This is a genomic window from Acinetobacter sp. ANC_7588, assembly GCF_056783995.1.
Genome location: NZ_JBWYIU010000003.1, coordinates 150,806 through 176,289, shown reverse-complemented (window position 1 = coordinate 176,289; position 25,484 = coordinate 150,806). Strand labels below are relative to the sequence as shown.

The window sequence follows — 25,484 nt, the reverse complement described above, 5'->3', positions numbered from 1 at the left end:
AATTAGCTAAATACAACTATAAACCATTGAGATAATATAAGGTGCATTTAGATAAATTCTATTAAAATTCATAATTATTAGACTAAAGCCTAAAATTATAGATTTAAATATATGCAACTTGGATCATAAAACCGATATCTTAACATTTTAAAAAGATATTTGCAGATGCAAAACGTTTTCATTTATCCCTAAAGTGCATATTTTTTTATGATTGGGGCAAATCTAACCACTTCAACCAAGATATCTCGAAAACTAAATTTAACATCAAGTTTTGATTAAAAAAAAAGCACACCTAAGTGTGCTTTTTTTGGATCAGCATTATCCAGCTTGATCTAACAACATGCTACGAATGTGACCAATCGCTTTTGTTGGATTTAAACCTTTAGGGCATACTGATACACAGTTCATGATACCTTTACAACGGAATAAACTGAAAGGATCGTCTAAACGAGCCAAACGGTCTTGAGTTGCAGTATCACGCGAATCAATAATGAAACGATATGCATTCAACAATGCTGAAGGACCCAAGAATTTATCAGGGTTCCACCAGAATGATGGGCAAGACGTTGAACAACATGCACAAAGAATACACTCATACAAACCATCAAGATGCTCACGCTCTTCTGGAGATTGTAAACGCTCTTTAGGTGGTGCAGGTTGATTATTAATCAAGAAAGGTTGAATTTTGTCGTACTGATCATAGAACTGATTCATGTCTACAACCAAGTCTTTGATTACTGGAAGACCTGGTAATGGACGAATAGTAATTACTTCTGGCAAATCGTTTAGGTTCCAAAGACACGCTAAACCATTTTTACCATTGATGTTTACACCATCTGACCCACAAATACCTTCACGGCATGAACGACGGAACGTTAAAGTTTCGTCTTGAACTTTCAATGCAAGTAGCGCATCAAGCAACATACGGTGCTTATCAGTCAACTCAAGCTTGAATGTTTGCATGTACGGTGCTTTATCCTTATCAGGATCGTAGCGGTAGATATTAAATGTACGAGTACCTCTACTCATCTTACTTCTCCCAATTAGAATGTACGTGGTTTAGGTGGAATAGCATCAACTGATAAAGGCTTGTAACGTACTGGCTTGTACTCAAGACGGTTATCAGCAGAGAACCATAAAGTATGCTTCATCCACTCATCATCACGACGGCCGTAAGGATATGTTGGATGATCTGGAGATTCTTCATAATCTACAACAGTATGCGCACCACGACATTCTTTACGTGCAGCAGCAGAGATTAAGGTTGCTTTTGCAACTTCGTATAAGTTTTCCACTTCAAGTGCTTCAATACGCGCAGTATTAAATACTTTTGATTTGTCTTTTAAGTGGATATTACGGATACGAGGCTCAAGTGCCAGAATCTCTTTCACACCTTTTTCAAGAAGTTCAGTTGTACGGAATACACCTGCATGATCTTGAACGATATCGCGAATTGCATCAGCAACTTCTTGCGCATTCTCACCAGAAGTTGACTCATCTAAGCGACGGATACGCTCGACAGTTTGCTGAAGCACAGTTGTTGGAAGCGGCGCATATTCATCACCGTGATGCTTAGTCACATAGTCAATGATATGTTCGCCAGCAGCTTTACCAAATACAACTAAGTCAAGCAATGAGTTTGTACCTAAACGGTTAGCACCATGTACAGACACACATGAACATTCGCCAATCGCATAGAAACCTTTCACTGGTTTAGTGAAATTGCGATCCGCAGCATTGGTAGAATAAGTATCGCTGTCTTTGTCGTAATGTGCTTCTAGCGGAGTAGTTTCACGCGATTCAGGAACAACAACTTGACCATGAATGTTAGTTGGAATACCACCCATTTGGTAATGGATTGTTGGTACAACAGGAATTGGCTCTTTTGTGATGTCAACGTTCGCGAACTTCTTACCAATCTCAAATACAGATGGAAGACGTTTCATGATCGTATCAGCACCCAAGTGCGTCATATCAAGAAGGATATAATCACCTTTAGGACCACAACCACGGCCTTCTTTGATCTCTTGGTCCATAGAACGTGATACGAAGTCACGTGGTGCCAAGTCTTTCAAAGTTGGAGCATAACGCTCCATAAACGGTTCGCCGTCTTTGTTACGAAGGATTGCACCTTCACCACGACAACCTTCAGTTAACAATACGCCTGCGCCTGCAACACCCGTTGGGTGGAATTGCCAGAATTCCATATCTTGTAATGGAATACCTGCACGAGCAGCCATACCAAGACCATCACCAGTGTTGATATATGCGTTTGTAGATGCGCGGTAAACACGACCAGCACCACCCGTTGCGAACAATGTTGCTTTCGCTTGGAATACTGCAATTTTACCTGTTTCTTGGTCAATTGCTGTAACACCAAGTACATCACCTGCTTCATTACGGATCAAATCAAGCGCGATCCATTCTACGAAGAATTGTGTACCCATTTTCACGTTGCTTTGATAAAGCGTGTGAAGAAGTGCGTGACCTGTACGGTCGGCAGCAGCACAAGCACGAGGAACAGCTTTTTCACCATAGTTCGCAGAGTGACCACCGAATGGACGTTGGTAAATTGTGCCGTCAGCGTTACGGTCAAATGGCATACCTAGATGTTCAAGTTCATATACAACTTGTGGCGCTTCACGAGTCATAAACTCAATTGCGTCTTGGTCACCTAACCAGTCAGAACCTTTTACTGTGTCATAGAAATGGTAGTGCCAGTTATCTTCTTGCATGTTACCAAGAGAAGCACCAATACCACCCTGTGCAGCTACAGTGTGAGAACGCGTTGGGAATACTTTAGTCAATACCGCAACTTTCAAACCAGCTTGAGCAAGTTGGTAAGAAGCACGCATACCAGAACCACCACCACCAACGATGACAGCATCGAAAGTTTCGTGTGGAATATTTGTATAATCTTCTTTAGGGTTTATAGCGCCCATGATTGTTTCCTATCAATTCGCCCAAAAAATCTGGATTGCCCAGATCGCATATGCAAATACAGCAATAATGACTGCTGAAGTCAGTACTAGGCGTAAACCTGATGCTGATGGACCCATTTGACGAGTCGTCACATAGTCAGTGAATACTTGCCACATACCAATCCATGCGTGTGCAACAAGAGATAAGACTGCCAATAAAGATAAAATCTTCATCGGTAATGTCATCATAAAGCCGTACCACTGTTCGAAGTTGAAACCACCATTACAAAGGATCCAACCAAACACCACAACAGTATAAACAGCTAAAACTACAGCACTTACACGCTGGATAAACCAATCGCGAGAACCTGAACCCGTTAAACCAGTAGCACTTTTCATTAGAGTACGATCCATACAAATGATGCAACGATACCAATTGCAGATAAAATTAATGCGATTGTTGCTGCTACACGACCACTTTGTAACTCTTCAGCGATACCCATATCAGCAAGCAAATGCTTGATACCTGCGATGAAGTGGTAGATTAAGCCAGCGACAAATACCCATACGATGAAGCGCACGATAAAGCTATCAAAAATAGCTTGAACTTGTGCAAAGCCCTCAGGAGAAGACAATGATTTGTCTAAGATCCATAAAAGAACTGGTACGAGTAAAAATACGATGACACCTGAAAGACGGTGTAAAATAGATGCAATAGCCACAGGGGATTTTAAGTTTACGTCTAAAACTTGACCCATGGACAAATTGACAGGTCTGTTGCTTTTCACAGCGGGCATCCTGTAGTTAAAAACTCCATCCGGAGTTTGTTGGAATTAATTCGAAGGAAAGCTGGCATTTGTTAGACAAATAAATTGTCTAAACCTTTATACGACACGGAATTATAAAACGTGCAATTTCAAATTACAAACCTACGAAGCAGGCGTCAACCATAAAATATTTTTAAATAAGAATCATTTACATCTACTTTCTTACAGTTAAGTCATCTCTCTATTTAAATACAAACACTAAGCTATTAATATTTATATCAATTTATTTTAATTTAGTGTTACTGAACTCAAATGTTCGATTTGTCTTAATTAGACTAAAGCACAACTCACTACAAAAAAATATTTTTTTAAGAAATATAATATTCATCTTATTTTTCAAAAACTTAAAGAAAATTAATTCTCAAATAATTTGTACTTTTAAAACTAATTAGAAAAATGAATATTGCTCACATGGTCATTGTTTTTTTATCTAATTGAATTGAGTAATTTCAAATGTAAAAAAGGATAAAAATCATATGCACTTATAAATTAATTACAAAATAAACTTCATTTTCTAATGTTGAGCTCACCACTTAAAATGTAATGAAACATTATAAATTAGACACTTTTTAATCAATTAGTAAATAAAGTGAAAAAAAATATTTCATTGTCATTATTGGTCTATTTATTCAGTCTATCATCTTAAAAAAACAGACAAATTCTATAAACAATCGCTTTTCACAACCTTTAACATATTGATAAAAGGTATTAATAATCAAGCATTACTTGGTTTAAATCATCAAAATATGCACGTTTTTGTCTTTTTTTTTATGCCACTACCGTTGAAATTGTCTTATTATACGGCGGCGCTAGTGAAAAGCAGATAAATTCCTACTGATTAACTGAGTTTAGAACCAGTCACTTTAGGTCGTCATTTTTATCCATAAGTATAATTGACAATTTTTGACTACTCACTAAGCTTAGAGCAAATTTTGAAACCGTCTAACTCACGGATTACAACAGATTATTTCGGGTTAGATAAAACATTCACCAGGACAGGAGATCTATTGAATGTCTGAAGCAACTGGCAAAAAAGCCGTATTACAGCTTGATGGCAAAGAAATTGAATTACCAATTTACAGCGGCACATTGGGCCCAGATGTAATCGACGTTAAAGATGTATTGGCCGCAGGTCACTTCACTTTTGATCCTGGTTTTATGGCTACAGCGTCTTGCGAGTCTAAAATCACATTTATCGATGGTAATAAAGGTGTTCTATTACACCGTGGTTATCCAATCGACCAACTAGCTACTAAAGCTGATTATTTAGAAACTTGCTACTTATTATTAAATGGTGAGCTTCCTACAGCTGAGCAAAAAGAAGAGTTTGACGCTAAAGTTCGTAACCACACTATGGTTCACGATCAAGTTAGCCGCTTCTATAACGGTTTCCGCCGTGATGCACACCCTATGGCGATTATGGTTGGTGTTGTTGGTGCGTTATCAGCGTTCTATCACAACAACCTTGATATCGAAAATGTTGATCACCGTGAAATTACTGCGATCCGTTTGATTGCTAAAATTCCTACCCTTGCTGCGTGGAGCTACAAGTATACTGTTGGTCAACCATTCGTTTACCCACGTAATGACTTAAGCTATGCAGAAAACTTCTTGTACATGATGTTTGCTACTCCAGCAGATCGTGATTACAAAGTTAACCCTATTCTTGCAAAAGCAATGGATCGTATCTTCACGCTTCATGCTGACCATGAACAAAATGCTTCTACGTCAACAGTACGTTTAGCTGGTTCTACTGGTGCTAATCCGTATGCATGTATCGCTGCTGGTATCTCTGCACTTTGGGGCCCTGCTCACGGTGGTGCAAACGAAGCTGTTCTTAAGATGCTTGATGAAATCGGCTCTGTAGAAAACGTTGCTGGCTTCATGGAAAAAGTGAAGACTAAAGAAGTTAAACTTATGGGCTTCGGTCACCGTGTTTATAAAAACTTCGATCCACGTGCTAAAGTAATGAAAGAAACTTGTGATGAAGTTCTTGGTGCTTTAGGTATCAATGATCCACAGTTAGCTTTAGCAATGGAATTGGAGCGTATCGCACTTTCTGATGAATACTTCATCAAGCGTAACCTTTATCCAAACGTTGACTTCTATTCAGGTATCATCCTTAAAGCGATTGGTATCCCAACAGAAATGTTCACTGTAATCTTCGCACTTGCACGTACTGTTGGTTGGATCAGCCACTGGTTAGAAATGCACAGCGGCCCATACAAGATTGGACGTCCTCGTCAACTTTACACTGGCGAAGTTCAACGCGATATCGTTCGTTAATTCGAACTGCGTCGACAGTCAAAAAACCACCCTTTGGGTGGTTTTTTATTATCTGATTAACAACAAAATATTGTTTTCAGCCCTAATGAAATAGAAACCTCGTATATCTAGAATATCTACAAACAAAAAAAAGCCTGATTAAATCAGGCTTTTTTGATCAGTGTTGTGAATAATGATCCAAATTTAATGAGCTTAACTGCTGTTTTAATTTTGCAAGAGACCATGGCCATGCTGCAAAGTTACGACCATTTTCATCCAAATAGTAACTCTTACAGCCCCCTGCATTAAATACAGTGGTTTTAAGATGCTTTTGAACCAATTGATTATGTCGCTTAACAACGTCGTCTTTAATCACAAGCTTGTTAATATTTTGCTTTTTGATCTTTAGTAGGCCATCAAGAATATAATCTAATTGAGCTTCAGCAATACCAATAAATGAGTCATAAACCAGAATATTTGGTCCTAGAACCAAAAATGCATTTGGTACATTGGTAATACTTGCACCTAAATAAGCTTCTGGTGAACTATTTTTCCAGCGATCTGCTAAGAGCTTCCCATCCATATCGTAAATGCGTTTACCAATTGGCGGATGCGATACCTCAAAACCCGTACCCCAAATGATGACATCTACTTCATGACGCTCACCATTGGCCGCAACGACCGTATTCCCATCAATCTCAACCAACCCCTCATTGATTAGTTTCACATTATCTTGTTGCAATGCTGGATAATAATTGTTGGCAAATAAAAGACGTTTACAGCCAATATCAAAATTTGGTGTGACTTTTTTTCTTAATTCATCATCTTGAATTTGCAACTTCAATAATTGTTTGCTTAAGAAATTCACAGGCTTCAGCACTTTCGGATTACGCAAACCAAAGTTAATGCCATTTAAAATTTGGGCAATACTGCTCCGCCAAGTGGATTGAATAACGGGAAATTTCTGGATCAGTGATTTCGCTTGATCATTCAAATTCATATCAGCTTTTGGCAACACCCAAGGTGCTGTACGCTGAAACACAAAGAGTTCTTTCGCTAATGGCTGAACCTGAGGAATAAATTGAATCGCTGAAGCACCTGTACCAATAACAGCAATACGTTTACCTTTCAGATCGTACTCATGATTCCATCTTGCAGAGTGAAACATTTCCCCCTTGAAACTTTCTATGCCCTTAATTTTTGGAAATGATGGCTCAGTAATCGGTCCCGTTGTAAAGATTACCGTTTTTGCTAGATACTTTCCTTGAGAAGTTTCTAACGACCACTGCGCCTTCTCGTTATCCCAACGTGCTGTTTTTAATTCATGATTAAATTGGATTTTTTCAGTCAGTTGATGCTTCTCAACCACTTCCTCAAGATAACTTAAGATTTCTGGCTGCTTGGCAAACAAATGACTCCATTTGTGACTTGGCGAAAAGGAAAAAGAATATAAGGCTGAAGGAACATCACATCCACATCCTGGATAATTATTATCGCGCCATGTACCACCAACTCGGTTCGCTTTTTCCAGCACAATGTAGTCGCGATATCCTGCCTGATTCATTTTATATGCCGCAGCGATACCGGAAATACCTGCACCAACAACAATCGTGTCATACACCTTTTGTGATTGATCGACTTTAAGTTCTTTATCTGCGTTATTTTTTTTCTTTACTTTTACTTCTGCTTTTTCAGATTGATCAGCAGTTTGAATTTTTAAATCTGCATTGCTCTCTAATTCGTTATCGAGTGTCATTCTTTTATCTCTCTATTATTTTACAAAACGCTTAAACCATGGATAACCCACACCTAACATTTTGGTATATAAGGTCGGTGAAGCACGCTTCATCAACCAAAATAATTTCGCGTCTGGTTGTGGAATCGTATAAAGAATGCCTTTATCTAAATTGTTTAAGGTTTTTTGTGCAACTTGATCGCTTGTGACAAATGCATGATTCTGCAATAAATCATCCGCTAAACCCGAGTAATTGGAAGGTAATCGCCCATTCTTCATAATATTAGTAGGTACTAAAGTTGGGCAAAGCACATTCACACGGATATTATCTTGATGTAGTTCTGCAGATAACGTTTCAGATAATGCAAGTACACTAGATTTCGTCACGTTATAAGCTGTCATTTCAGGTGCAGCTGTAAATCCTGCTGCTGAAGCAACATTAATAATTGCCCCATAACCTTGTTGTTTAAACTTCGGTACAAAAAAGTGGCAACCATGAATCACGCCCCATAAGTTGACATGCATACACCATTGCCAATCTTCTAGTGTTATCTCATCAAACTTACCACCTAACCCCACGCCAGCATTATTAATAACAAGTGTCACAGGATGATTAAAAAGGTTTTCTGCTTGATTCGCCAATCGCTCAACATCTTCCTTTTTTCCCACATCGCAGGATTCAGCAAATGCTTTTTGCCCTGTGGTCTGAGAAATCAGCTGAACAGTTTCTTCAGCTGCAGCTAAATTAATATCAGCACACACCACTTGACCACCACGTTTTGCAATTTCCAATGCAAAACTGCGTCCAATACCACTTCCAGCACCCGTTACCACAGCATAAGCCTGATGGCTCGGTTTAATTTTCTTCTTAAAAAAAAGCATGAACTATCCTTATTCTTATACCTTTAAAGCAGGCATGAATTCCTTCGTAAAGTATGGTGTTAAAATACCATCCACTGGATTTAATAAACGTTCTTTGTAGTACTCTAAAAACGCTGATGTATCATGATCATTCGGATGGAAGTCTGGTTTGAGATATTCGAAAATATGTTTGATCGAACTGCCATAAACCCCATCTTTTAGACCAAAAATCAAACCTACACTTCGGTACATATCTTTGTAGTAACTTAAACTGATTAGATTTGATGGCTTACGATAAAATGGCACAATTAAGGATGCAGCAGAAATCAGCACTAAAATCGTAATAAGCGCTGGGAAAAAGCCTGCTATTCTTAAAGCATAGTTACTCGAAAGAAGTTGGAACACATCATATGCAATATCTTTATGCTCTGATTCCTCAAGCATATGCCACATCCAAATTGCGCGTTGTTTCTCATCTTGAGATTCGAAGAAAATATGCTCATGATTCATCATGTATTCAGCAAGCACTGCGGTAAAATGCTCAATCCCAGCCATAAGCGATAATTTCATTGGCTGAGGCAACCGATTAAAACCATATTCAAAAACGTGATGCGCCAGAAATCTAAACAATTTGACAGGCAAATCTGCCTTTAAAAAAGCGTCATTTAATTCTTCATGAAGTTTAGAATGTAAAGCTTCTTGCCCAATCAGTGCTGTCACTCTTTGCTTGAGTAATGGATCTTGAATAAAGTCACGATGATAACGTGCTGTATCAATAACGAGATCCTCACCATAGGTTAAAAAAATTGAAAGTGAGGCAAAGTAAGCACTTGCTAATTCCGCATTCAAATAAAATTTTGGATCAATCTTTTGATGATCAAAATCAAATTTCATATGACGAATTGGAATAGCTTTTGATTGATTCTCAGAATCAAATTTAGAACCGTTTAGAAATTTTGAAATTTTTTTTTAGTGGCTGAGTTAATAACATGGCGAACCTTCTCTTTTATCTCAGTGAATAAATTCAAATAATGTGAATTCTTCGACGTTTCTAAAAAATTAAGATAAAAAGACGAAATAGCCATTTGCATAATAAATCTTTAGAGATGGCATAATTGCTCATTCATCAAGATTGTCTAACAAAATTATTAAGTTTTAATCAGTAAATACCATTTCATTATCATTAAAGGTCAACACCATTTTTAACAAGTAATGATTCAAATTAGTGATATTTTGAGTGTCACATAAACTTTAAGTAGATTAAGAAATAAGTATGATGTTGTGGATGCCACTTATTTTAAAATGGATAAAATTTGACGCTTTTAGATGTAGATCACTCACCCAAGGTGAAATCACGTTAAGCCAAAGTGTCTTTGGTGATCTTATAGATCATAACAGGGTGAAAATCATGAATCATCCGTTTCTACCGTGGCAACCCTCAGCGGTATTTATGGCGCCAAAGGGCTATTTGCATATTCGCAACAAACATTTCAAAACTGACTATTCGAAAGAAAATAAAATCTATCAAGGAATTTTCATTCACGAGATGACTCATATTTTACAACACCAACAAGGACAAAATGTTTTGCTCAAAGGCGCTTTTCTGCAAAGTGCGTATTTTATTTCCTTCAAAAAGTATAATCCTTATGCCTATAAATTTGACCCTAAAAAAAATTTCAATGAATACAACATTGAACAACAAGGCGAAATAGCTAGAGATATATTTTTGAAAAAGATTCCGAATATTATTTTGAATCAATAAAAACTGTAAAATTAAAAGAATATTTTTTATTCAAGCTATTGATTTGTGAATCAGAAACACCATATCAGCTTTGACATCTGATTTACTGTGTCGCAAATCCATTACGATTTAATTTTTTATGTACAAACAATGGCAAAAGCTAGTATCTACTTTTATTTTAGATAGAATACATATGAATCGTAGTTTTTGCTGTGCAAGAAATAAGATCTTTTATCATGTTTTAATGATGTAAATTTGAGCCATTTGGCAGTTATGTAATATCACATACACACAGCTGAATAATTACTCCAATAAAATCAGCACGTGCTGTATATAAACCTATAGGATAGGACTTGGTTTAAATGAATAGTTTTAAAGTTTCTCTTGCTCAATTCTCTCCATTTGTCGGCAATTTAGAAGCCAATGTTCATCGAATGATTGGACTCGCTAACGAAGCCAAACAGCAAAATGCCAATATCATTGTGTTTCCTGAACTTTCGACCATTGGTTATCCTGCAGAGGATCTCCTACTTCGTCCAAGCCTAAGCAAACGTACAGCATCAGCTTTCGAAAAACTGGCTGAAGTGAAAGACATTGTGATGGTATTTGGTTTTGTTAATCAAGCTGATTCGGGTGCACGCTATAACTCTGCAGCCGTTATGAAAGATGGGCAAGTATTAGGTATTTATAACAAGCAAAATTTACCAAATTATAGTGTTTTTGATGAAAAGAGATATTTCGCTGAGGGTCATCAACACCTTGTATTTGAGTATTTAGGACATAAATTCGGTGTATTAATTTGCGAAGATGTCTGGACACTTGAGAGTGTTCAACAACTTGCCAAACTGAATGTTGAAACTGTTCTTGTGTTAAATGCCTCACCATACGAAGTTGGAAAGCCTCAACACCGTGTTGTTACGCTTAAAGAGTTAGCTAAACAATTGAATCTCAATCTTGTTTATGTCAACCAAGTAGGCGGGCAAGATGATCTCATTTTCGACGGAACAAGTTTCGTTGTGAATGCAAATGGTGAAGTTGTACTTGAAGCACCAAGCTTTAAAGAAGACCTTTTTCATGTTGAATATGAAGCAGAGCTTAAATCTTTTAAAGCCGCTACCAAAGCACCTGCATTAGATACGATTGCAGAAATTTACCAAGCTTTGGTTTTGGCAACACGAGATTATGTACAACGCTCAGGTTTCCCTGGTGTCATTCTTGGTCTCTCTGGTGGTATCGACTCAGCACTCACCCTTGCAATCGCTGTCGATGCTATTGGAGCAGATAAAGTTCAAGCTGTTATGATGCCTTACACATATACCTCTCAAATCAGTGTTGAAGACGCGACTGAGCAGGCAAAACGTATGGGAGTCACTTTTGGTATTGCGGAAATTCACCCAATCGTCAACAGCTTTATGCAGACATTACACCCATTCTTCGGCAATTCTCCTGCTGATGCAACTGAGGAAAATTTACAAGCTCGCGCACGCGGCACCTTATTAATGGGTCTGTCTAATAAATTTGGTAATCTTGTTTTATCTACAGGTAACAAATCTGAATTATCTGTTGGTTACTGCACACTGTACGGTGATATGGTCGGTGGTTTTGCTGTACTTAAAGATGTTTATAAAACGATTGTATTTGAGTTAGCGAAATACCGTAATAGTTTGGAAGATACGCCTGTAATCCCTGAACGTGTGATTACTCGCCCACCTTCTGCTGAATTACGACCTGATCAAAAAGATCAAGACTCATTACCACCTTACGATGTTCTTGATGCAATTTTATATGCATATATTGAAGAAGATCAGAGTCTTGAAGATATTATCTCTAAAGGTTTTGATCGAGATATCGTGACTAAAGTCATTGGATTGGTTGATCGCAACGAATATAAGCGCCGTCAGGGTGCAATTGGTCCACGTATATCCTCTCGTGCATTTAGCCGCGAACGCCGCTATCCAATCGTAAATGGATGGAAAGCAGGTGTCTAACTCGACACAACTCAATCAATTTGCTCAAGCACTTATGCTTGAGCAAATTCGGTTTACCCAACAACATTTATTAAATGCTGAATCAAATGCGGTATTAGACACGTTTGTTTCACAAGCTTATGCTCAGTTTAATCGAATCAAATTAAAAGATATTGTAAATATTGAACAACTTCATGCTGTTGTTTCGAAATATACTTTTGAGTTAAATCTTGGACCTGATTTACTAGAGTTTATTGGCGCTGTTGCACAACGTATTTACCTTCATTTAAAGAATTCAAATGCTTTAATCGGAGATTTAATTTCAGACCATGATTTTGGGCTATGGCTAAATAAAATTCTTGAATTAGATCAAGTACGTTATGGTTTAAAACAACAAATTTTAAGTAATGAGAAGGCATATGCAGTAAGTCTTCAATTAGCAAATCAAATTTTAGAAAAATATACACCTTGGCTGGATAGGCTTCGAAAAAATAAAGTTCAAAATCATACGGTCAAATCAAAGATTTTTAATTTTCTCCAAGATCAGCAACACACATTAGAGTTAAAACTAGAATCCCAACTTGCAAATGCAATATTGGTTCAATTAGGCGAAATTATCACACTGCCTCAAAATGAACTTTATGAAATCATTCAACATATTTGGTCAGATCTCCAATTTCAAAAAATTTCAGCTCAGCTTGAGCAGATTGAAGCCATTGATGTCGAAGATTTTTTTATTTTGGTCTATGAAACCTGGAGAAATTTACGCCAATCCTCTGAGATTCAGTCCATCATTTTAGAAGTGGTTGATGAGTTCTATGAATATTTTGGTGATTACAGTTTACAAGCTTTACTCACGGCTGTTGGACTAACTCAAGAAGATTTAGTGATCGAAGCCCATCGTTTTGCACCTCAACTTATCACCATGTTAAATGATTTTGGCATTCTAGAACAATTAATTCAAAGTTTGATTCAGCCTTTTTATCAAGCACAATCTACACTTGATCTTATCTCAGGACATTTTGAGAAATAAAAAAAAGACCATGCGGTGAGCATGGTCTATAAAAATGGTGGCTATGACGGGACTTGAACCTGTGACCCCCGCATTATGAGTGCGGTGCTCTAACCAACTGAGCTACATAGCCGTAAACTGTGTGAGCATTATCTTAAGTTATCGTTGTATCGTCAAGCATACGAAAGCACTAATGATCACCCTTTATACAAATAAACCTTATTTGAACAAAATTAATCCATAATTATATGATTTTATTGTAATAGTAAGGTTTCAATAACATCAAAATCATGCTCAATCCTCAATATTTTATTCTCATATGCTGTTTAAGCCTTGTGAGCGGATGCCAAACGACTCACCCCATATTTGTGAATTATCACGGTGTACGCATGGATGTCGCTCAATGGATCAATGCTCAAAACTTTATAACCATGCAACAAAAACGAACTCTAATTCAATTAAGCCGTGCTCAACAAAAGCTCGTGCATATTGATGTCATTCCTGAAGATCATAAACTTGCCGTGAGTAAAGAGAATGCGGTTGCTCTTCATTGTGCACAGCTTTATTTGTCTGAGCAAAAAATTGAAAGCTTGCAAAATATTGTGTTTTCAAATGTAAATCAGACAGCCGTTTTAGCACAATTTGAACAAGAGTTTCCAAAAATTAAGCTAGATTCTCAGCTTATTCAGTGCCAATGAAAACTCAAGATTTCACACATAAAAAAAGACCACACTAGTGAGTGTGGTCTATAAAAATGGTGGCTATGACGGGACTTGAACCTGTGACCCCCGCATTATGAGTGCGGTGCTCTAACCAACTGAGCTACATAGCCGTAAACTGTGGGCGCATTATCTACTTGATTGATGTATCCGTCAAGTAATATCGGCACTGTTTGATCAAAATTTGTTGAAGTGAGCCGATAAGCCGGGTTCTGTCTAGAACGATCATTCCTCTAGGCATACAATCACTCATATGCTCAAGCGACCTACCCGAATCCAGTATGGGCCATACCTTAAGGATTCCTATTTGGTCTTGCTTCAGGTGGGGTTTACCATGCCATGAACTGTTACCAGTCATGCGGTGCGCTCTTACCGCACCCTTTCACCCTTACCATATTCTAGGCTAAACCGAAGTTCAGTTGCAAAATGGCGGTCTACTCTCTGCTGCACTTTCCGTAGGCTTACGCCTCCCAGGCGTTACCTGGCACCTTGCCCTATGAAGCCCGGACTTTCCTCCCCTGCTTTAGTCACGAAGACCTTCACAGCAGCGATCGTCTGGCTCACTTCAAGTGGCGCATCTTAACAAACTTTGAGATCAATTGCTCGTGCTTTTTTGAGCAATTAGTTTTTTATACTTTTCCAGCAATTCATCCTCAGATTCCACATGATTAGGATCTTTAGGAATACAGTCTACCGGGCAGAATAATGAACACTGGGGTTGGTCATAATGACCAATACATTCAGTACATAGATTCGGATCAATTTCATAGATCAGTTCACCCATATAAATCGCTTCATTTGGGCATACAGGCTCACAAACGTCACAATTGATGCACTCATCCGTAATAATTAAAGACACTCTACCAACCTTGCTGATGCTTACGTTCAAATGCCTCAACAACTGCTTTTGGCACAAATTTCGTCACATCACCTTTCAAACGTGCAATTTCACGAACTAATGTGGATGAAATAAACGAGTATTGCTCTGACGGCGTTAAAAATACAGCTTCAAAATTTGAATCTAATTGACGATTCATATTTGCAAGTTGAAACTCATATTCAAAGTCAGACACTGCTCTTAAACCTCTGAGTACAGCTGTTGCCTTTTGCTCTTGAAAAAAATTCACCAATAAACCGTCAAAACCAACAAACTCTACATTGTCTAAATGGCTTAACGATGATTTTGCAAGCGCAACTCGCTCATCTAAACTAAACACTGGATTTTTGTGATGACCAATTGCAATCGCAACTACAACTTCATCAAACATTTTTGCAGCACGAGATACAAGATCAATATGACCATTAGTAATAGGATCGAATGTTCCCGGATAGATGACACGAGTTTTAGACATCCATTTATACTCTAAGATTATTATGTAGGCGCATAGTTTAACAAAAACTCAATTCACACGCACACTTGTTGACAGTGAAATGACTTCACCTCAAGCCAAGTTTGAGGCAAAATAGGTCTAATCTTGGAATATTTGTATTATGTCGAAATCGATTGTAGTAAAAAAAAATAATAGTGGCACTATTGCGCTTAACAAACGTGCACGTCACGATTATTTTATTGAAGAAAAATTTGAAGCTGGTTTAGCGTTACAAGGTTGGGAAGTAAAATCTCTTCGTGCTGGACGCATGAGTATCACGGAAAGCTATATTATTTTCAAAAATAATGAAGCTTATTTATTTGGTGCTCAAATTCAACCTCTTCTTTCTGCTTCAACTCATATCGTTCCCGAAGCAACACGTACTCGTAAGCTACTTCTTTCACGTCGCGAACTCGAGAAACTCCAAGGAGCGATCAATCAAAAAGGTTACACATGTGTACCTTTGGCGTGCTATTGGAAAGGTCGTTTAGTCAAACTCGAAATTGCACTTGTTAAAGGTAAACAATTACACGATAAACGTGCCACTGAAAAAGACCGCGATTGGCAGCGTGATAAAGCAAGAATTTTTCATAAATAAAAAAACCGCTCATTTGAGCGGTTTTTTTATTAACAAAACCTTAAATTTCCATAACAGTTTGGAGCAAAGGTTTGATTTTTAAGTTGTAAATCTTTTAATGGAAAATTTACATTGGTATTCGGCAAATGAACATTCCCAACACCAAGTTTGTCACCAAACAGACAATCAAGTGCATTACAAGATGGAGGATTTCGACTGATATAATCACTGATTGGTCCAACCACTTGTTTTAACACATCATTCGTAATATCGATACGCTTCTCAGGTGTTACATCCCCAATATTGATCGAATCATTAAATGCCATCCACCAACCCTGCTGTGCAGCAACGTCAGCATTTGGCCACCAGATTTCACTGTTTTGAACAGAGAGTGAGAATGGATTGTTTACAGGGATTTTATGAATTAAACCTAAGTTTTGATCTACCGTAATGTTGGCTTTTAAACCTGTAATGTTACCACTGACCTCTTTTTGCAAATTCAGTAATCCCACCCCTAGCACTTGGATATTAGCCGTGAGATTACCACCAAAATTCAATTGATTGATATTGGCAACACCTGTCAATTGTGCAGAACTCATTCGAGTACCAGAGACCGTAGTTCCATTAATTTGAATTGGTGCAGTCGTTTCTTGTAATGCTAAATTGTAATTATTCGATTTAAAATCGAGTGTCAAAGTAGGTGCAATAATACAAATCAAACAAATTCTTGCATTCACTTTTCCATCGATAGTTTGACCAGTATCGGCATAGGTCATACTTCGAGCATTAGTATAGCCCATACCCTGAGTGGGATTAATTTTTAAATAACCACTGAGTGAGTTAATACCATTCGGTTTATCAGAGTTTTCATCACCAAGCGTCAGTAAACCTAATACTTTTTCAGCACTGAGACGCAAACCCACAACTTCTCGAGTTGATGCAGATGTTGGATTTTTTACCGCAAACTCTAAAAATGGATTGGTTAGCTTGGCTGAAGAACCCGCACGACCCTCTCTAGTGTCTGACATACCACTCAAACTCAGATTTTCGATATCAATATCACATCCACCTGCTCCATTAATACCACCACAGCCAAGTTGTAAATGCTTAATATTTGCATTGAGTTCTATATCTGCTTCCATTCCAAGCTTATAAAAGCCAACGCCTTTACCTCGCATATTGTTTGCCCCGTCATTGGGATCAATATAACTCATACTTAATAAAGCTTGACCGTTTGTCGCAGATAACTCTTCATCAGTCATCATTTTTAAATCATTCTGAATGTTATTAGCAGTTGCAGACAAAGGAATCAACACTAAGCAAGATGTTGATAAAATCAATTTGATAGAAACAAGTAAACTCTTCAACATTAGAGTCTCCGTATTATTTTTATTCAGGCTTAATCCATAAGCAACAGCATTACTATCTATAAATTACTGAAAAAAATAAAGAGGCACAAAAACTTGCTAAATGGGTTGAAATATAGAAATTATAACAAAATTGAATATTTTTTAGAGACTTACATCACATTACACAACATTAAAGCGTGATGTAAATAATCATTTATCCGATGAAATGCAAACTTAAAACTCAAGTATATCTATTATTTAGCAGAATTTTAAACTTCCATAACAGTTTGGGGCAAAGGATTGATTTTTTAACTGTAAGTTTACCAAATCCATATTCACTATTGAATTTGTTAATGGAACCTCACCTAATCTAAAATTACCTGCTAAACAACTTGTTGCTAAAAAACCACATTCGATTGGATTAGCCTGTAAATAATTACTAATTAGCGGTACAACTTGTTTAATCACTGCATCTGTCACAACCACTTTTTGACTCGGAGTAACATTACCTATATCAATTGGGTCCTCGATTGAAAGCCACCAACCTGTCTGAGCAGCAACACTCGCTCCAGTCCAATGTATATCTTGTTTTTGCATCGATAGAGAAAATGGATTACTCAAAGGTAAGCGGTGAATATATCCAAGGTTCTCTGAAACTTTAACATCTACATTTAGGTTTGAAACATTACCCGTAATGTCACCAGATAGTGGTATAGGCACAAGCCCCCAGAGTTTAGCACTTGCAGAAATTTTCCCTGACAATGCAATGTTATCTATTCGAGCAACACCTGTTAAATAAACATTTGACATTCTGTTACCACTAATAGTTTGGCCATTAATTTTTAAAGAGCCGCTTCCCTCAGCTAAATTTAAAGCATAATCATTAGACGTAAAGTCTGCACTTACGAAACCTGTTGTACTCTTTGCTTTTCCGTAAACTAATTCCCCAAGATTGTTAAAATTTACACCAGAACGAGCTGCTGTTGTCGCAGTTCCAACAGCGTCCTTAATCTTCAGATAGCCACTTAAACTATTGATACCATTTGGTTTTTCAGAGTTCTCACTACCAAGCGTTAATAATCCTAGTACTTTTTCTGCACTTAAACGAACACCAACCATTTCACGTGTGGAAGCTGAATCTGGGTTTTTTATAGCAAACTCTAAAAATGGATTGGTTAGTTGGGCACTTGATTGGACTCGTCCTTCACGAGTTTCTGCAACCCCTGACAAACTTAAGTTATCGATATCAATATCACAACCGTTTGCACCATTTACTCCACCGCATCCAAGTTGCAATCTTTTGATGTTAGCATTTAAATCTAATTGGGCTTCCATTCCCATTTTATAAAATCCAATATTTTGACCAGAATTCTTATTGACGGAATCTGCAGGTGAAATATAGCTTAAGCTCATGAGTGCTTTACCTTCAACATGTGAAAGTTCAGCGTCAGTCAGTTCTTGCATTGGAGCAGCATACGCTAATGTTATTGAAGTCAATCCATAGATGACAGGAATACAAAAATTTCTTGATTTCGCGAATCCTATTAAGATCATCATTGTCTCCACAATTTTTTATTTTTATGTCTTGTCTAACAAAAAGACAATGTAATATTCACTATTATATAAATTTTTACTATCAAATTGTGATTGATCTAACATTTTTTGTATTTAAATAATTCATATTTCAAAAAAAATGGTCTAGTAATGAATCACTTATATCAACTTAGCAACTTGTAAATTAATGTATTTTTATTTAAATCTTTCATTTAAATAAACAACAGATCGAAGTGATTAAATAAAATCTCAAACATAAGTAAAGATGATGAGCTTTAAGAAAGTCATCATTTAAATACCCAGACGATCTGATTGAAACTAAATAAATTCTTTTCACTCCATGAAGACAAATGTCGCCATGCGGCCGGTTTTTGAATTACGGCGATGAGAATAATATGTTTGATCCTCCGTGTAGCTACATCGCTCACCTCCAAGAACCTGTTCCACCCCTAAACTTTTCAATATATGGCGAGCAATCGCATACAGATCTGCGTAATACTTACCCTCTAGATCTCCCTTTTGAAATGCTGAACTTAATTCTGGAATCCTATCGCAGAATGTGTGCATTACTTCCTCACCCACTTCAAAGCATGGCTGACTAATTGCCGCACCTAACCACGCCCAAGAGGGTTGAGTGCTCATGGCATTGACTGTATTTTCAATAATGCCATTTGCCAATCCTCGCCAACCTGCATGCAAATTAGCGACTTCAGTACCATCTTTGTTACCGAGAACCACTGGCAAACAATCTGCCGTCATCATCATTAATGCATGTTGTTTTTGCTGTGTCACTAAACCATCGCCATTTAGGGCGTGTAAGCTCATGTCATCATTTACAACGTGACAGATTGTACTGTGCGTTTGGTTCATCCAAGTTAATCGATTCACCCCATAGACTGAAAAGTCATTTAACAAGCTCATTCTATGCCGATGAACACGTTCTGGTTGATCATTTACATGCAACGCCAAGTTAAAACCTTCTAAATCAGTCTGTGGTGTTTTCAGTGCGTGAGGGTGACTCAATTCTGTTTGTCCTACCACGACACCTTTGGGCAAACCTTGCACAATTTGCATGTAAACTTTCCTTTAATTTAGTAAGCCTTATTTTCCGTACGAAGAGTCTCAAGTAATGCTGTGAAATCTTCAGGCCATGGTGCTTCAAACATCATTTCTTCACCTGTCCGTGGATGTATTAACCCCAATTTTGATGCATGAAGCGCTTGACGTCTAAACTCTCGTAAATGAGTAGCAAGTTTTTCCGAAGCACCAGCAGGTACTTTGACACGACTGACATACACTGGATCACCGACCAAAGGGAAACCAATATAAGTGAAATGCACACGAATCTGATGAGTACGTCCAGTTTCTAATTGTGCTTGAACACGTGTGAAATTTTGGAATCTTTCTTTCACATTATAGTGAGTCACGGCATCACGACCACCTGGTAAGATCGCCATTTTTACACGATCTACAGGATGACGTTTAATCGGCTCATCAATTTTACCGCCTGCAATAATATTGCCATAACAAATTAAATCATAAATTCGATAAACTGATTTTTTCGCTAACTGTTTACTTAAGGAAAATTGAGCTTCTAAATTTTTAGCTACAACCAAGAGACCACTGGTATCTTTATCGATACGGTGTACTAGACCAGCTCGAGATAATTCTGCTGATTTTGGAAAATGATATAAAAGAGCATTAACCATAGTACCATTCGGGTTTCCTGCACCAGGATGTACAACCATCCCCACTGGCTTGTTAATGACTAAGATATCATCATCTTCATAAATAATATCTAAGGGAATATTTTCAGGTTGGCTGGTGACTTGGGCTTCAAGCTCTACATTAAGCGTGAGTAGCTCATTCCCTTCACTTTTATATTTTGGTTTCACAACTTGACCATTTACCAACAAATGACCATCCTTTAACCATTGTTTCAATTTTTCACGCGAAAATTCGTTCCAAACGAGTGCTGCAACTTGATCTATTCGCTGACCAAGAGAACTCTCATCCACTTGAAATTGCAACGATAAACGTGTTGCAGTTGGGGCTGAAGTATGGTTATCTGCATCCTCAGAATCTTCAAGTAAATTGATGTCGATTTCTGGGAAATTAGAATTAGAAGTTTGTGCTGAAGTCATTTGCTCATTCGGACAAAAGTGGTTTAATAGTGCAATTGTAGCCTATTGCCCGTATAAACAGAGGAATTTTTATGTCGCTACCACGTTATAAAGTTACAATGCTTGCTTTATCGCTAGGCTTAGCAGCAACATTTGTGGGCTGTAGCAGTAATCCCAAGAAGGATGTTGTGGATACTGGACCTAAATCAACCGAACAATCTTATTTCGATAAAGCACAAAAAGCATTAGATCGTGGTCAATATAGCGATGCAGCACAATCATTAGAAGCAATTGAAACTTATTACCCTACAGGTCAATATACTCAACAAGCTCAACTCGATCTTTTATATGCTCGTTTTCAACAAAAAGACTATGAAGCTGTTATTGCGCTAGCAGACCGTTTTATTCGTTTAAATCCTCAACATCCTAATGTTGATTATGCTTACTATGTTCGTGGTGTGGCGAATATGGAGCAAAACTATGATGGTCTCATCCGCTATACATCACTCCAACAGGCTCATCGTGATGTCAGCTATTTAAAAGTTGCATATCAAAATTTTGTTGATTTCATTCGTCGTTTCCCAAGTAGTCAGTATGCTGTAGATGCTGCTCAGCGCATGAAATTTATTGGTCAAGAACTTGCTGAAAGTGAAATGAATGCGGCTCGCTTTAACTTAAAGCGTAAAGCTTGGCTTGCAGCAGTTGAGCGTGGACAATGGGTTGTGGAACATTTCCCTCAAACACCTCAAGTACCAGAAGCGCTTGCAACGATTGCTTACGGATACGATAAACTCGGTGACAAGGCAACATCTCAACAATACGTTGAAGTGCTAAAGCTAAACTACCCTCATCTTGTGAAGTCTAATGATGAGGTCGATTTACGCGCAGCACGTAAAGATGGAAGTTGGTTAAATCGTGCAACCTTGGGTATTTTAGGTCGTGAAGCACGCAGTCAAACAACGGCTGAAGTATCAGCAGAGCAATCTGACAACACCAATACACAACCCGGTTTATTGAATCGCTTAAGCTTTGGCTTGCTTGGTAATAAAGATCACAATGTGGAAAGTGCGCCAGCAAATGAAAGTATGTACGACCCACAGCGTCAATAATCCATTCTTACGAATCAAAAAAGGTGGGATTACCCACCTTTTTTATTGCATGGCTTTATTTATCGTCTTAAGTGTTTAGGATAGACTTAATTCAATCACTTTATTCCTCATTCTTATGGCTTTTTAATTATGGCAATTCCACAACATACGATTGATCAAATTTTAGATCGAACTGACATCGTCGATCTTATTGGCCAACGTGTGAAATTAAAAAAGTCAGGTCGTACCTATTCAGGCTGTTGTCCTTTTCATCAAGAGAAAACACCTTCTTTTCACGTCTACCGTGATAAGCAATATTTCCACTGTTTCGGTTGCCAAGCCAATGGAAATGCTATTCGCTTTATGATGGATATTGATAATCGCAATTTCATCGAGGTGATTAAAGACCTGGCAAGCCAAACCGGTATCGAATTACCTAAAGACAATCAAGATAATAAAAAACTCTCATACAAGAGAGAACCTATTAAACCTAACCCAGAAAAGCAACCGCAGGCACCCATTGAAGCAGATGCAGGAGAAATCATTTCTCCGCCTGCTTCAGCTTTTGATGTAGATCCTTTTGAAGCATTTCAAAACTATGAATTCGATGAGTATCAATTTAATTCAGATGACTTGAATTCAGTTGAGGTCGCACCTGAAGGTAATTTATACGATCTTCTTGAAAATGTTGCTTTATTTTATGAAAAACAACTTCCAAATAGCCAAATTGCGCAACAGTATTTTCAGCGACGCGGACTAAGTGATACCACGATTAAGTATTGGCGATTAGGTTATGCGCCAGAAGATTGGCAACATCTTGAAAAAGCATTTCCGCAAGATATTGAAGGATTAAAACTACTCGGTTTGATCAGAACCAGTGATTCTGGTCGTGATTTTGATCTACTACGAGAACGTGTCATTTTTCCTATACGTGATGCAAAAGGTCGCGTTGTCGGATTTGGTGGACGAGCATTGAATGACGAGATCAAACCCAAATATATCAACTCGCCTGACTCTGAAGTTTTCCATAAAAACCAACTACTCTATGGCTTATATGAAGGTCGTAAGCTCAAAGCCAATCATTGGTTAATGGTTGAAGGTTACATGGATGTCATCGCATTACAGCAAGCTGGCATTCCTGGCGCAGTTGCCACCTTGGGGACGGCGAGCAATGCTGATCATTTGAATCTATTATTTAAACAAAACAATCAGTTAACTATTGCTTTTGATGGTGATTCGGCTGGTCAAAAAGCAGCTCGACGCACTTTAGAAATTGCACTTCCCCTCTTAAATGATGGTCGTGAACTGAAATTTTTTATTCTACCTGCGGAGCATGATCCTGACTCATTAGTTCGTAAGGACGGTGTTGAAACTTTCAATCGACTTTGGCAACAATCACCACTCTTATCAGAGTTTGCTTTTTCTCTTCTCAGTCAACAATATCAAATCAATACACCTGAAGGTAAAAGTCAGGTCATGGCTGAGTTAAATCAACTCACCAATCTGATGCCTAAGCAAGGTTCATATCGCTATTTGATTCGTCAATATTTCAAAGAGAAATTAGGATTCAATAAAAAGTGGCAGCCTCAAGTGAGTCTTGACGCTTCATTATCATTTAATATTCGCACACGAGATGAAGATTTCGCAGTGGCAATGTTAATGTACCATCCTTTTCTTTATATTCATTTTGAAGTATTACGTGCAGTGATTCCTGAAGATGAATTGCTTGCAAAAGTATTAAAAATTTTTAATGTCGTTTTTGATGATCTGCCAGATGACCAAGAGTTGGCGAGTTATTATATTTTGGGTGCATGTAGCCCATTTCATCATCAACTCTCTGAGATTTTAAAACGTACCAATATTCAAACACTCACTGAAGCCCCTGAAATGGCTGATAAACTTGCCTCAGAATACTCACTTTCACTCCAAGAAAAATATCTGAGAATCAAATTTAAAGCAGCAAAATCATTAAATGAGTCTAAAAACTTAAGACAACAACTGAATGAGCTAACCAAAAAAATTGGACTACGCTTACTACATGAATAAATAAAAGCGGTCAGTGACCGCTTTTATTTTTTTAGTTTTCGCTGAGCACTAAAAATATCTTCTAAATGTTCTTTAATCGTTTCATAGACATCAGGATTTTCATCTTTAGCGACTTCTCTGAGTAAGATGGATGTAGGATGTAATAGCTTTTGCGTCAAACGATGCGCCATTTCCTGCATGACAATGGCTGCATCATCGCCAGAGGCTAAACGATCTAATGCATGGTCTAATTCAAATGCTTTAACTTTATCTCCATGAGCACGATACTCACTAATTGTCGCTCCAGCTTGTGAAACTTTCTGCTGAGTCACCAATTGTGTTGCTAGTTGATTGACCATCACTTCAGCTTCAACAGCGGCTTGGCGTCGCTGCGCTAAGTTTTCATCAATAACACCTTGAAGATCGTCCACCCCATAAAGGTAAACACCATCCAAACTTTCAACCTTAGATTCAATATCGCGAGGAACAGCCAAATCCACCATCAACATTTGACGGTAACGACGTTTTTTGAGTGCTGACTTAACATCTTGATAGGAAATGACCTGATGTAAACTTCCTGTACAACTTGAAATCACATCAGCGCGATGTAAATTTTGAGCTAAATCAACAAAAGGAATAATTTCTACCGCAACACGATGTGATATTTCTTGCGCTAAAAGTTCCGCCCGTTCCTGACCACGGTTACAAATTAAAATTTTAGCAACGCCCATTTCAGCTAAGTGCTTTGCAACCAAGCTATTCATTTCACCTGCTGCAACCACCATAACGGTTAATTGTTCAGGCTTACTAAAAACTTGTAGTGCTAACTGTGCTACCGCATACCCCATGGATACAGCATGACTACCGACCGCTGTTTCTGAACGCACTTTCTTAGCAGCATAAAATGCATATTCAAAAATACGATTTAAATTTTGTGAAACAACTTCAGACTCTTTTGCTAAATTAAGTGCAGACTTCACTTGCCCCATAATCTGAGGCTCTCCAAGCATGAGTGAATCTAATCCTGATGCAACACGCATCAAATGTGTCACAGCATCTGTATTTTCATAACGGTAAATATGATTTTGTAATTGTTTTACATCAATGCCATTTTTTTGAGCGAGCCAATCTAATACCATCTCCGCATTATCAGCGATGGCGTAGACTTCAGTACGATTACAGGTTGACACCACAACCATATCGTTCAGCTGGTCATGGTGACTTTGTTCAGCCAACAATAGTTTTAACTTTTCAGGGTTAAAAGCAACTTGCTCTCGTAATTCAACTGAGGCTGTTTGATGGTTGACACCCAATGCAAAGAAAGACATATCAGATCATCAATTGGCTAAA

The 25,484-nt window shown here is 37.8% G+C and carries 21 protein-coding genes, 2 tRNA genes, 1 other RNA gene and 1 pseudogene; 8 read left to right on the top strand and 17 right to left on the bottom strand.

The genetic code is table 11. The features are described from left to right. Positions 1-318: 318 nt before the first annotated feature. The 4 genes from AC1M9J_RS04645 to sdhC are packed head-to-tail and all read right to left on the bottom strand — an operon-like array spanning position 319 to position 3,718. Positions 319-1,029, bottom strand: coding sequence for a succinate dehydrogenase iron-sulfur subunit (locus AC1M9J_RS04645; RefSeq protein WP_035268507.1), 711 nt, complete (start codon positions 1,027-1,029; stop codon positions 319-321). Between the two features lie 14 nt (positions 1,030-1,043). Beyond that, positions 1,044-2,942 carry a succinate dehydrogenase flavoprotein subunit gene (gene sdhA, locus AC1M9J_RS04640; protein ID WP_481951968.1) on the bottom strand — a complete coding sequence of 633 codons (1,899 nt, stop codon included), beginning with the start codon at positions 2,940-2,942 and terminating at the stop codon, positions 1,044-1,046. A gap of 12 nt (positions 2,943-2,954) precedes the next feature. Next, positions 2,955-3,320 carry a succinate dehydrogenase, hydrophobic membrane anchor protein gene (gene sdhD, locus AC1M9J_RS04635; protein WP_035268511.1) on the bottom strand — a complete coding sequence of 122 codons (366 nt, stop codon included), beginning with the start codon at positions 3,318-3,320 and terminating at the stop codon, positions 2,955-2,957. Continuing rightward, on the bottom strand, positions 3,320-3,718 hold the full coding sequence (gene sdhC / locus AC1M9J_RS04630) for a succinate dehydrogenase, cytochrome b556 subunit (RefSeq protein WP_179997761.1): 399 nt from the start codon (positions 3,716-3,718) through the stop codon (positions 3,320-3,322). The genes sdhD and sdhC overlap by 1 nt, the downstream gene beginning before the upstream one ends. Before the next feature lie 1,041 nt (positions 3,719-4,759). On the opposite strand from sdhC, the gene gltA reads away from it, so the two are divergent. Then, a complete protein-coding gene (gltA, locus tag AC1M9J_RS04625) occupies positions 4,760-6,034 on the top strand; it encodes a citrate synthase (RefSeq protein WP_035269948.1) in 1,275 nt (424 codons plus the stop codon). A gap of 157 nt (positions 6,035-6,191) precedes the next feature. Here gltA and AC1M9J_RS04620 read toward each other — a convergent pair whose 3' ends face one another. The 3 genes and pseudogenes from AC1M9J_RS04620 to AC1M9J_RS04610 all read right to left on the bottom strand — a co-directional run bounded on the left by AC1M9J_RS04620 (position 6,192) and on the right by AC1M9J_RS04610 (position 9,600). Beyond that, positions 6,192-7,769, bottom strand: a complete 1,578-nt coding sequence (locus AC1M9J_RS04620) for a flavin-containing monooxygenase (RefSeq protein ID WP_481951967.1) — start codon at positions 7,767-7,769, stop codon at positions 6,192-6,194. 15 nt (positions 7,770-7,784) lie between these two features. Continuing rightward, positions 7,785-8,630: an SDR family NAD(P)-dependent oxidoreductase gene (locus AC1M9J_RS04615; protein ID WP_035269936.1), complete on the bottom strand. Its 846-nt coding sequence runs from the start codon at positions 8,628-8,630 to the stop codon at positions 7,785-7,787. Between the two features lie 15 nt (positions 8,631-8,645). Continuing rightward, positions 8,646-9,600 (bottom strand): annotated as a pseudogene (locus AC1M9J_RS04610) (metal-dependent hydrolase). A gap of 282 nt (positions 9,601-9,882) precedes the next feature. On the opposite strand from AC1M9J_RS04610, the gene AC1M9J_RS04605 reads away from it, so the two are divergent. From AC1M9J_RS04605 to AC1M9J_RS04595, 3 genes are all read left to right on the top strand, one after another. Next, positions 9,883-10,371: a hypothetical protein gene (locus tag AC1M9J_RS04605; RefSeq protein ID WP_481951966.1), complete on the top strand. Its 489-nt coding sequence runs from the start codon at positions 9,883-9,885 to the stop codon at positions 10,369-10,371. Positions 10,372-10,712: 341 nt separating this feature from the next. After that, positions 10,713-12,338: an NAD+ synthase gene (locus AC1M9J_RS04600; protein WP_481588917.1), complete on the top strand. Its 1,626-nt coding sequence runs from the start codon at positions 10,713-10,715 to the stop codon at positions 12,336-12,338. Continuing rightward, positions 12,331-13,350: a hypothetical protein gene (locus AC1M9J_RS04595; protein ID WP_481612956.1), complete on the top strand. Its 1,020-nt coding sequence runs from the start codon at positions 12,331-12,333 to the stop codon at positions 13,348-13,350. The genes AC1M9J_RS04600 and AC1M9J_RS04595 overlap by 8 nt, the downstream gene beginning before the upstream one ends. A 35-nt stretch (positions 13,351-13,385) precedes the next feature. On the opposite strand, the gene AC1M9J_RS04590 is transcribed toward AC1M9J_RS04595, so the two are convergent. Further along, positions 13,386-13,462, bottom strand: a tRNA-Met gene (locus AC1M9J_RS04590). 256 nt (positions 13,463-13,718) lie between these two features. On the opposite strand from AC1M9J_RS04590, the gene AC1M9J_RS04585 reads away from it, so the two are divergent. Then, positions 13,719-14,027, top strand: coding sequence for a hypothetical protein (locus tag AC1M9J_RS04585; protein WP_481951965.1), 309 nt, complete (start codon positions 13,719-13,721; stop codon positions 14,025-14,027). A gap of 57 nt (positions 14,028-14,084) precedes the next feature. Here the strand turns inward: AC1M9J_RS04585 and AC1M9J_RS04580 are convergent. The 4 genes from AC1M9J_RS04580 to coaD form a co-directional block, all read right to left on the bottom strand. Beyond that, positions 14,085-14,161: transfer RNA gene (locus AC1M9J_RS04580), tRNA-Met, on the bottom strand. 72 nt (positions 14,162-14,233) lie between these two features. Then, positions 14,234-14,615, bottom strand: an RNA gene (gene rnpB / locus AC1M9J_RS04575) — RNase P RNA component class A. Between the two features lie 28 nt (positions 14,616-14,643). Then, a complete protein-coding gene (locus AC1M9J_RS04570; protein ID WP_180027945.1) occupies positions 14,644-14,907 on the bottom strand; it encodes a YfhL family 4Fe-4S dicluster ferredoxin in 264 nt (87 codons plus the stop codon). A 1-nt stretch (position 14,908) separates the two neighbouring features. Next, complete coding sequence (gene coaD, locus AC1M9J_RS04565) at positions 14,909-15,400, bottom strand: pantetheine-phosphate adenylyltransferase (protein ID WP_035269911.1); 492 nt, start codon at positions 15,398-15,400, stop codon at positions 14,909-14,911. A gap of 139 nt (positions 15,401-15,539) precedes the next feature. Between coaD and smpB the strand changes: the two genes are divergently transcribed. Next, on the top strand, positions 15,540-16,016 hold the full coding sequence (gene smpB, locus AC1M9J_RS04560) for an SsrA-binding protein SmpB (RefSeq protein ID WP_035269908.1): 477 nt from the start codon (positions 15,540-15,542) through the stop codon (positions 16,014-16,016). 29 nt (positions 16,017-16,045) lie between these two features. Here smpB and AC1M9J_RS04555 read toward each other — a convergent pair whose 3' ends face one another. The 4 genes from AC1M9J_RS04555 to rluD form a co-directional block, all read right to left on the bottom strand. Further along, positions 16,046-17,365 (bottom strand): hypothetical protein, encoded by a 1,320-nt coding sequence (locus tag AC1M9J_RS04555; protein WP_481586481.1) that lies wholly within the window; start codon positions 17,363-17,365, stop codon positions 16,046-16,048. 237 nt (positions 17,366-17,602) lie between these two features. Then, positions 17,603-18,898: a hypothetical protein gene (locus AC1M9J_RS04550; protein ID WP_481609802.1), complete on the bottom strand. Its 1,296-nt coding sequence runs from the start codon at positions 18,896-18,898 to the stop codon at positions 17,603-17,605. A gap of 333 nt (positions 18,899-19,231) precedes the next feature. Next, entirely contained in the window at positions 19,232-19,972 is a 741-nt protein-coding gene (pgeF, locus tag AC1M9J_RS04545; protein WP_481951964.1) for a peptidoglycan editing factor PgeF, read from the bottom strand. Positions 19,973-19,989: 17 nt separating this feature from the next. Continuing rightward, positions 19,990-21,042: a 23S rRNA pseudouridine(1911/1915/1917) synthase RluD gene (gene rluD / locus AC1M9J_RS04540; protein WP_481951963.1), complete on the bottom strand. Its 1,053-nt coding sequence runs from the start codon at positions 21,040-21,042 to the stop codon at positions 19,990-19,992. A gap of 71 nt (positions 21,043-21,113) precedes the next feature. Here rluD and AC1M9J_RS04535 point away from each other — a divergent pair, with 71 nt between their 5' ends. Beyond that, positions 21,114-22,130 (top strand): outer membrane protein assembly factor BamD, encoded by a 1,017-nt coding sequence (locus tag AC1M9J_RS04535; protein ID WP_481951962.1) that lies wholly within the window; start codon positions 21,114-21,116, stop codon positions 22,128-22,130. Between the two features lie 129 nt (positions 22,131-22,259). Further along, a complete protein-coding gene (locus AC1M9J_RS04530) occupies positions 22,260-24,155 on the top strand; it encodes a DNA primase (protein WP_481951961.1) in 1,896 nt (631 codons plus the stop codon). A 23-nt stretch (positions 24,156-24,178) separates the two neighbouring features. Here the strand turns inward: AC1M9J_RS04530 and hemA are convergent, their stop codons facing one another. Continuing rightward, on the bottom strand, positions 24,179-25,462 hold the full coding sequence (hemA, locus tag AC1M9J_RS04525; RefSeq protein ID WP_481951960.1) for a glutamyl-tRNA reductase: 1,284 nt from the start codon (positions 25,460-25,462) through the stop codon (positions 24,179-24,181). Positions 25,463-25,484 lie beyond the last annotated feature (22 nt).